Origin of the sequence: Falsiroseomonas selenitidurans (genome assembly GCF_012103215.1) — a bacterium.
GTDB lineage: Bacteria > Pseudomonadota > Alphaproteobacteria > Acetobacterales > Acetobacteraceae > Falsiroseomonas > Falsiroseomonas selenitidurans.
Genome location: NZ_JAAVNE010000014.1, coordinates 107,222 through 115,614, shown reverse-complemented (window position 1 = coordinate 115,614; position 8,393 = coordinate 107,222). Strand labels below are relative to the sequence as shown.

Here is an 8,393-nt window from a genome sequence, read left to right as displayed (position 1 = left end):
CCCGGCGCCCCGATGCCCGCGCCGCTGCCCGCCGCGCCGGCGGAGCCTGTGGCAGCGGAGCCCTCGCTGGCGGAGGTGGCGCTGGCCGCCCTCGCCGCCAACCCGTCGCCAGCGCCACCGCCCATGCCGGTGGCCGAGGCCGGCGCGCCGCCGCTGCCCCCCGCCCCGGCGCCGGCCCCGATGATGCTCTCCGCCCCCGCCGCGACGCTGGGGCCGGAGGCGGCGCCGGGCGGGATCACCGGCAGCGCCGACTTCCGCGACCTGAAGCTGTACCAGCACACCGCCAACGCCGATGGCAGCTACCGCCATCTGGACATGGGCCTCACCGGCCTGGTGGCGGCGGCGGGGGTGTGGAAGGAGGTTCGGCTGAAGCTGTTCGACCGGCGCGGCACGGTGGGGCTGGAATTCCGGCGCATCAGGGGCTGGCCGGCGATGTTCGAGACCTGGCCGGAGGGTGGCACCGACCAGTTCGGCCCGTTCTGGCGGCTGGAGACGCAGGCGACGGCGGCGGCGATGGCCAAGCTGCCCGGCCTCGGCGACCGCGCCATGCTGGCGGCGCTGCTGGAGGTGCTGCCCACCCTGGCCCGCCGCGCCGCCCGCCTGGCCGCGCTGCCGGCGGAAGAGCAGGAGGCCTGGGCCGAGCGTGGCCGCGCCATGGCCGCGGCGGTGGAGGCCAGCCGGCCGGAGCCGCCGCGCCCGACCGGGCGGGTCGGCTGAAGGACGCGGGCGGGACGGCTGAAGGCCGCGGGCGGGACGGCCTCTCAGCCCGGCCACGCCGCCGCCAGCCATTCCTCCAGCGGCGCGGCGATCGCCGCCCAGCGCGCCGCGAAATGCCGATGGATCGCCAGATCCAGCGCATTGCGCGCGGCGATGCGCTGGGCCAGCGCCGGATCGGCCAGGCGGGCGCCGATCTCCGCCCGCTCCGCCGCCGCGGCGCTGTTCACCCGCAGCCGCGCCGCCGGCGGGCGCACCCGCCCGGCCAGGAAGGTCAGCGCCCGGAAGCCGGTGTCATAGATCTCCTGCAGGCCGAGGAAGGCGAAATGCGCCTCCACATGCGCGATCGCCGCCGCGGCGTCGCCGGCATCCACGATCGGCTTCGGCACCAGGTGGCGCGCGGCCCGGTTGCGCTGGCCGGGCAGGTCCAGGAAGGCGTCGAAATCCGGGATGCGGCGGCGCACCTCCTCGGCCAGCGGGTGCATCTCGGACCGTTGGTAGAGATAGTCCGAGACCAGCCGCGCACCCGGCTCGCGCAGCATGGTGAACAGCCGCACCCCGGGGATGCCCTGGGCCAGCCGCGCCACGTGGCGTTGCTGCACATGGCCGGAGGCGAAGCGGAAGGGCGCGGCGCGCCAGGCCTCCAGCGCCTGTTCCACCACCGTGTCGTAGCGCGCCAGGGCGGGGCGGCTGCGGTCCAGATGGTCGATGTGCAGGCTGCGATAGGGCGCCCAGTCCTGCGCCAACTCCGCCGCCAGGGAGGATCCGGCCGTCTTCGGCACATGCACGAACAGCCACAGTGGCGGCGGCCCGCCGAGCGCCGCCGCCCAGGCATCGAACTGCCCCGCGAACAGCAATTGCAGCGGCGTCACCGGCGCGGCCTCAGCATGGGTGAAGGAAGCTGCGCGTCACTCGGCGCGTCGGGCCTCCGGCAGCCGCGGGTTCCCCTCAATGGGATCCGGGGTGAATCACGCACGCTCAGGCCGGCACCAGCGCGTTGGTCAGGCGGCCCTGCACGCCGCGCAGCCCGTCCGAGACATGCTGCCACAGGGCCAGGTCGATGGGGTTGAGGGCGCGGATGCGGGCCGCCTGCGCCGGTGTCACGCTCAGGCCGCCATCCGAATCATCGGCGACATTGGCGCGCAGTCGCGGCGCCCGCGGCGCCCCGGCCAGGGCGGCGACCAGGCGGAAGGACAGGTCGTACATCTCCTGCACCCCGACGCAGGCATAGTGCTGGTGCAGATGGGCGATGCAGGCGGCGGCGTCCCCCTCGCGCAGCAGGTCCCAGGGCAGCAGGTGCAGCGCCGCCTTCTCCCGCTCCCCCGGCTGGTCGAGATAGGCGTCGAGCGTCGGCACCCGGGCCCGGAAGGCCTCGTGCCCCGGATGCCGCGGCGACCGCTGGTGGCGGTAATCCGACACCACGCGCGCCACCGGATCGCGCAGGAAGGTGATGAAGCGCGCGCCCGGCAGGGCCTGCGCGATCTGCGCCACATGGCGGCCCTGGATGTGGCCGGAGGCAAAGCGGATGCCGCGCGGCGCGGCCTGCGCCAGGAAGCGCGCCACCGCATCGTCCAGCCGCGCATGGAAGCTGCGGGTGGTGTCCGTGTAGTCGACATAGATGTTCGCGTCGGGCGGCAGCAGCGCGGCCAGTTCAGCGCGCAGCGAGGTGCCGGCGGTCTTCGGCACGTGGACGAAGATGCAGGGTCCGGGCAGCAGCGAGGCGGCGCGCAGATAGGCCTCGATCCGGCCGGCGAAAAGCAGGTCCAGGGGCGGCATGATCGGCTTCCGCTAGCCTGGCCCCGGGCGCCCCAGGGCGCGCCTCCCGCGGGAATGCTGGGGGGGCCGGCCGGGCACGTCGCAGGCATCCTCGTGCATGGAAAAGATCCGCCCCTCCACCGGCTTGCCCGCCCGGCTATCCCATGACAACCCTGCGGCCGGCAAGGCAGGCGCGCCCGCGCAAGGCAGCGCGGCCGGCCAGATCGGGGGACCGCCAGCCATGATGCCACGCCGATGACCGAACCCGCCGGCCTGCTGGCCCGCTTCGCCGCCATCGCCGCCGAGGCCGGGGCGCGCATCGTCGAGATCCGCGCCCGGCCGCACGACGTCTCCGCCAAGCAGGATGGCTCGCCGCTGACCGAGGCCGATCTGGCGGCAGAGGCGGTGATCGCCGCCGGCCTGCCCGCCGCCGCGCCGGGCATCGCCGTGGTGTCGGAGGAGGATGCGGACCGCCCGGTGCCGCCCGCCGGCAGCCGCTTCATCCTGGTGGATCCGCTGGATGGCACGCGCGAATTCCTCGGGCCGTCCGGGGAGTTCACGGTGAACATCGCGCTGGTGGAGGATGGGCGGCCGGTCTGCGGCGTGGTCTATGCGCCGGCGCTGGGGCGGATCTGGCGCGGCGCGGTGGGGCTGGGCGCCGCGATGGCGGCGTTGCCGCCCGGCGCCGATCCGGCCCGCGCCGCCTGGCGGCCGATCCGCGCCCGGCCACGCCCGGCGGCGGACTGGACCGCGGTGGCCAGCCGGTCGCACCTGGATGCGGAGACGGAGGCCTTCCTGGCCGGGCTGCCGATCGGCGAGCACCGGGCGATCGGGTCCTCGCTGAAGTTCTGCCTGCTGGCGGAGGGGGTGGCGGATGTCTATCCGCGCTTCGGCCCGACCATGGAATGGGACACCGCGGCGGGCCAGGCGGTGCTGGAAGCCGCCGGCGGCCGGGTGGTGACGCCAGCGGGCGCGCCATTCCGCTACGGCAAGACCGCGGCGGGATTCCGCAACGGGGGGTTCGTCGCCTGGGGCGCGGATTGAGGGCCTGGGGCGCGGACTGAGGGCCTGCGGCGCGGGTTGAGGGGCCTCGGGCGCGGCCGGTCAGGCCGCCCGCGCGTCCAGCAGGTCCAGCAGCGGGAAGGAACTGTCGCCGAATTTGCGGGCGAAGGGCTGCTTCAGCCCCAGCAGCAGCGGCAGTTCCTCAGCATGCGTGTATTCGAAGGGGCGCGGGATGGAATCCCATTTCGCGTGCACCGGGCTGTTGACGCGCTTCGTCGCATCGGGCGCCGCGGCCATGTAGGCGGTCTGGAAGAACGCCTCGTCCGGGATGCTGGAATAGCGGAAATGCATGGCGAAGGCCGGGTTCTCGTGCAGATAGGCCCGGATCGCCTCCACCGAGCGGCCGGTCAGCGACCACCACTGGCTGCCGATGAAATAGCCGGTGCGGCGGATGAAGGCCTCGCGTTCCGGCAACAGGCGCATGGCCTGCTCCAAAGCCGGCCAATCCTCCGGCCGCAGGTGGCGCTCATGGAAGGGCGCCTTGATCTGGCCGATGAAGGTATCCGGGGCATAGACCCGCTCGATCCGGCTGCGACGCTCGTCGCGCGAGGTATCGGCGGCGCTGATGTGGTCGCGGTCGCCGGACAGCATGGCGTGGATGGCGGCATCCGGCTGCACCGGGTAGCTGTCGCCGGACAGCAGCGTGAAGCGCGCATAGGGCTCGGCGTGCTGCGCATCCTCCAGCAGGTCCAGCGTCGCCTGGACCATGGCGAAGGAACCCCAGCGGATATCGGCGCGGCGGTTGGCCAGAAAAACCTCGCCCAGCCCCTCGGCCACGTCCTCCGGCGGCGGGGCGAAGGGTTCGGCCGCCACCTTCTGGTCGACATGGAGATAGACGTCGCCCATCGGCCGCAGCCGGCCGATCAGGCGCCGGCACAGCGCCGGCGCACGATGCGCCAGCACCAGAAAGGCGTTGCGCTTCAAGCCGTGATTCCTCCCCTGGGGGCCGACGCCCTGGGGCAGCCGCGCCGCACCTGGTTCATTGCGTTCAGGTCTTCGCCTTGAAGGCGACATGCGGGAAATGGTGACGAAGGCTGTGCCGCCAAACCCCCGCATTCTTCCCATAGTTGTTGTCGTGCAGGACGCAGTCCTTGCCCAGCAGGGCGGCGCCGATGCCGACATGCAGCCGGTCCGTCTCGATCGGCGGGGAGGTGCGGATCATTTCCAGCAGCGCCCAGGCGGCACCCTGCGCCTTGCCCGGCCAGGTGCCGAAGGCGAAGATCTGCGAGATGTCGGCGTCCGCGCCGCCGATACGCCCGGCGCTTTCGCCGTCGTGCCGGGCATAGAAGACCCGCGCCTTGCGCTGCAGCGCGGGCAGGTCGACCTTGGCCTTCTCCAGCGCCTCCACGAAGGCGGGCTGGTAGCTGGCGGCCGCCTCGGTCGAATCGAGCAGGCGCGGCAGGTCGGTGTGGAAGGCCATGTCATGGCCCAGCAGGACCAGCGCCTGCGCCGCATGGGTCGCCGCGTGCTGATAGCTTTCGACGTCGCGGCAGATCAACGTCACGTTCCGGCCCATCCGCGCCAGCAAATCCTCGTTGCCGCGCACCGTGTGCGGCAGCAGGATGATCTCCTTCGCCTTGTCGAGGAAATCGGTGAAGGCATTGCGAATCGTGGCATAGGCCGGGATGAAGTTGCCGCCGCCGCCCAGCAGCACCGTCCGCCCGGCGACGTTGGCGCCGACGCCCACCGCCTCGAACCGGATGCCGAGCCGGTCAAAGCAGTGCAGCGTGGCCAGGTTGATCAGCGAATCGCCCGCATTGCCCGAATTCGGCAGGAAACAGACCGAGCGGTTCCGCAACGGGCGGAGCACCTCCTCGACGAGCATCCGGTGGTAGGGCAGGGTCATTCCGGGTCCAATCTGGGTTCAGGCCCGTCCGGCGGGCCCGCGCGCCACGCCGGGAAGGGTCCCGGCGCGACGCGGAAAGGCTATCCCTTTATCCTGCCGGCGCGGCGATAGGCAATCGGCCGGGCGACGGCATCGGCTCCGGTTGACTCGCCGCCGCTTAGCACGTTTCAGAGGCCGCGGGCGGGCCGCACGGCCCGGGGACAGGAGGCTGCCGCTTGGCCGTCGCGGATGAGACGCTGCAACTGGGCCTGGATTGCGTGGCGGAGCTGCCGGGACGGCGCGTGCTGGCGCTGGGCTGGGCGATCGCCCGGGCCGGCGAAGCCGCCGAGCTCTCGGTCCAGGCCGGCGAGATCGCCCTCCCCATCCTGCATTGCGGCTTCCACCCGCGGTCGAACCTGGCGGCCGGGCCCGACGCGGTGGCGCATGGCTTCGTCCTGCTGCTGGCAGAGCCTGAAGCCGCCGAAGGCAACTCGGCCGGGCCCTCCGGCCCGGCCACCGCGCCGGAGGTGAGGCTCGCCACCGGGCCGGCGCTGCGGCGCAGCCGGCTGCGCGACACCGATTTGCCGGGCGACCTGCCGCGGGCGCTGGCCGAAGCGCCGGAGGCGGCCTTCGCCCTGCTGCGCGACGCCGGCGCCAACCCGGAGCTGGACGCCCTGCTGCAGGCCGGCGCGCCGCCCTTCGGCGCCTTCGCGGAGGTGCTGGCCCGGCTGCCGGCGGTGCGCGGCCGCGCCGTGGAGGGCGCGCCGCCGCTAGAGGAGCTGGAGGTGCTGACCTCCGCCGCCGGGGAGCTGCTGGTGGTGCTGCGTGCCGGCGCGCCGCTGCCGCCGGAGGCGCGGCTGGAGGTGGCGTTGCTGGGCCTGGGCGGCGCCCGCGCCGTGGCGGTGCCGCTGCCGCCGATGCGGACCAGCCTGCTGCCCCAGGCCCTGGTCGCCTATGGCCGCTTCGACCCTGCCTGGCTGGACCGGCTGGTGGCGATGGAGCTGGTGGCGATGGTGCAGCCGGCCGCGGGTGAAAGGCTGCATCTGCGCGCCCGCCCCCGCCCGGCCGCGACGCCGGATTTCCTGGACGCGATCTGCCGCGCCGCGCCCTTCGCGGAGGCCGCCACCAGTGCCGGCCTGGCCGTGCTGCGCCAGGTGATCGCCTGGCGGGAGGCGAGCTTCCTGCCCACCCTGGCCTCGCTGGCGGTGGCGCCGGGCCCGGCGGGGGCGGATCGCCTGCCGCGCATCGGCCTGCTGCTGGGCGCCGACGAAGCCCTCGCCGCACGGCTGTTCCAGGTGACGGCGGCGGAGTTCGAGCGGCGCTGCGAGCAGCTGCTGATCCTGGGCGAGGCAGCGGAGGAGGTGGCGCAGCCCTTCCTGCGGCGCGGCCGCCTGCCGGTGCTGCTGGGGGCGGAGGCGCTGGCGGCCCTGCGGGAGGCAGCCGGCCGCGCCGGCATCCTGGCGGTGGATGCCGCCGGCTTCGCCGAGGCGGTGGGCCGCAACCGGCCGGAGGATGCCTTCGCCCAGAGTCTCGGCGCGCCGGAGCTGGCGCTGCTGCTGGCGCTGCACGCCACGGCGGGGGCGGAGACGGCGCTGGCGGACACGCTGGCCCGGCTGCTGCGGCAGCGCCGCGCGGCGCCGGGCACGGGTGGCTTCCAGCCGGTGCAGCGCGGCTGGTCCAGCCCGCATGCCGCGGCGGCGGTGAACGAACATCTGGCGCGGCTCTGGGCCGCCGGAGCTGGTGCGCATGGCTGAGACCCGGGGCGGCGTCTGCATCGTCGTCCATTCGCATCCCGATTTCTCCAAGGGCGGCGGCGAGCTGGCGGCATGGCGGCAGTTCGAGGCGATGCGCGCGGCCGGCCGCCGGGTGACCTTCGTCGGCGCCTGCGAGGTCGGCAGCCTCTATGCCGAGACGCGGCCGATGGAGACGGTGGTGCCCTTCGGCGCCGATGAATACGTGTTCTCCTTCGCCGGCATGACGGAGGACCGGCTGGCCTGGGAGGATCCGTTCCGGCGCGACACGCTGGTGCAGTTCCTGGCCGGTCTCGATTGCGAGGTCTATCACTTCCACCACTACTGGCGGCTGGGCGTCGACCTGATCGACGCGCTGATGGAAGCAAGGCCGGATGCACGCTTCGTGCTGACGCTGCACGAGATGCTGGCGATCTGCTTGCATCATGGCCAGATGGTGAAGACGCGGTCGCGCGAATTGTGCCGGCGCGAATCGCCACTGCGCTGCCTGGCCTGCTTCCCCGACCAGACGCTGGAGCGCTTCGCCTATCGCAAGGCGACGCTGATGGCGGTGCTGTCGCGCTTCGACAGCGTGATCCACCCCAGCGACTTCATCCGCGACCGCTACCGCGACTGGGGCCTGACCACGCCGCGCGACCCGGTGATCGAGAACTACCTGGGCGACGCCATGCTGGCGCAACCCCGCATCCCGGGGGACCCGGCGGCCATGGCCTCCCGCTTCGGGTTCTTCGGCCAGCCGACCAGCTTCAAGGGGCTGGACGTGTTGCTGCGCGCGCTGCCCATGGCGCTGCGCGGCAACCCGGATATCGTGCTGACCATCTTCGGCGCGGAGCGGGAGGATGCGCTGCGCCTGTTCCCGACGCTGGAGCCGATGATCGAGGCCGCCGGCCCCAGCCTGACCTTCGCCGGCCGCTACGACCCGCTGGACGCGGTGGAGTTGATGCGCAGCGTCGGCTGGGTGGTGGTGCCCTCCATCTGGTGGGAGAATTCGCCGGTGGTGATCCAGGAGGCACGGCGCGCCGGCACGCCGCTGATCGTCTCCGACATCGGCGGCATGGCGGAGAAGGTGTTGCGGGATGTGGACGGGCTGCATTTCAAGCGCGCCGCGCCGGTGGACCTGGCCCGGGTGATGAACCAGGCGGCGCGGCCGGAGGTGCGGGCGGCACTCGGCGCCAGCGTGCGGGACGTGATGGGCCGGGAGGAATTCCTGGCGGCGCTGGACGCCGCCTATGCGCCGCGCCCGCCCAGGCTGGCCGGCGCGGCGGAGTGACGTGAGCGCGGCCTGT

Annotated in this window: 7 protein-coding genes and 1 pseudogene; 4 read left to right on the top strand and 4 right to left on the bottom strand. The window is 73.5% G+C overall.

Annotated features, from left to right (window positions below):
* A pseudogene (locus HEQ75_RS10970) lies at positions 1-717 on the top strand (hypothetical protein); the annotation flags it as partial.
* Between the two features lie 44 nt (positions 718-761).
* Here HEQ75_RS10970 and HEQ75_RS10965 read toward each other — a convergent pair.
* Entirely contained in the window at positions 762-1,586 is an 825-nt protein-coding gene (locus HEQ75_RS10965; RefSeq protein ID WP_168030275.1) for a hypothetical protein, read from the bottom strand.
* Between the two features lie 106 nt (positions 1,587-1,692).
* Positions 1,693-2,490 carry a sulfotransferase family 2 domain-containing protein gene (locus HEQ75_RS10960; RefSeq protein WP_168030273.1) on the bottom strand — a complete coding sequence of 266 codons (798 nt, stop codon included), beginning with the start codon at positions 2,488-2,490 and terminating at the stop codon, positions 1,693-1,695.
* A 234-nt stretch (positions 2,491-2,724) separates the two neighbouring features.
* Here HEQ75_RS10960 and cysQ point away from each other — a divergent pair, with 234 nt between their 5' ends.
* Entirely contained in the window at positions 2,725-3,513 is a 789-nt protein-coding gene (cysQ, locus tag HEQ75_RS10955) for a 3'(2'),5'-bisphosphate nucleotidase CysQ (RefSeq protein WP_168030270.1), read from the top strand.
* Between the two features lie 60 nt (positions 3,514-3,573).
* Here cysQ and HEQ75_RS10950 read toward each other — a convergent pair whose 3' ends face one another.
* Together HEQ75_RS10950 and HEQ75_RS10945 are read right to left on the bottom strand one after the other, a co-directional pair.
* Complete coding sequence (locus HEQ75_RS10950) at positions 3,574-4,455, bottom strand: beta-1,6-N-acetylglucosaminyltransferase (protein ID WP_168030268.1); 882 nt, start codon at positions 4,453-4,455, stop codon at positions 3,574-3,576.
* A 64-nt stretch (positions 4,456-4,519) separates the two neighbouring features.
* Positions 4,520-5,377, bottom strand: a complete 858-nt coding sequence (locus tag HEQ75_RS10945) for a polysaccharide pyruvyl transferase family protein (RefSeq protein WP_168030266.1) — start codon at positions 5,375-5,377, stop codon at positions 4,520-4,522.
* A gap of 215 nt (positions 5,378-5,592) precedes the next feature.
* Here HEQ75_RS10945 and HEQ75_RS10940 point away from each other — a divergent pair, with 215 nt between their 5' ends.
* Together HEQ75_RS10940 and HEQ75_RS10935 are read left to right on the top strand one after the other, a co-directional pair.
* Positions 5,593-7,110, top strand: coding sequence for a hypothetical protein (locus HEQ75_RS10940; RefSeq protein ID WP_168030264.1), 1,518 nt, complete (start codon positions 5,593-5,595; stop codon positions 7,108-7,110).
* Complete coding sequence (locus HEQ75_RS10935; RefSeq protein ID WP_168030262.1) at positions 7,103-8,377, top strand: glycosyltransferase; 1,275 nt, start codon at positions 7,103-7,105, stop codon at positions 8,375-8,377. Before HEQ75_RS10940 ends, HEQ75_RS10935 begins: the two co-directional genes overlap by 8 nt.
* Positions 8,378-8,393: the final 16 nt, after the last annotated feature.

Coding starts and splice junctions, on each gene's coding strand:
- cysQ (WP_168030270.1), top strand. CDS start 2,725: ATGACCGAACCCGCCGGCCTGCTGGCCCGCTTCGCCGCCATCGCCGCC.
- HEQ75_RS10945 (WP_168030266.1), bottom strand. CDS start 5,377: ATGACCCTGCCCTACCACCGGATGCTCGTCGAGGAGGTGCTCCGCCCG.
- HEQ75_RS10935 (WP_168030262.1), top strand. CDS start 7,103: ATGGCTGAGACCCGGGGCGGCGTCTGCATCGTCGTCCATTCGCATCCC.
- HEQ75_RS10960 (WP_168030273.1), bottom strand. CDS start 2,490: ATGCCGCCCCTGGACCTGCTTTTCGCCGGCCGGATCGAGGCCTATCTG.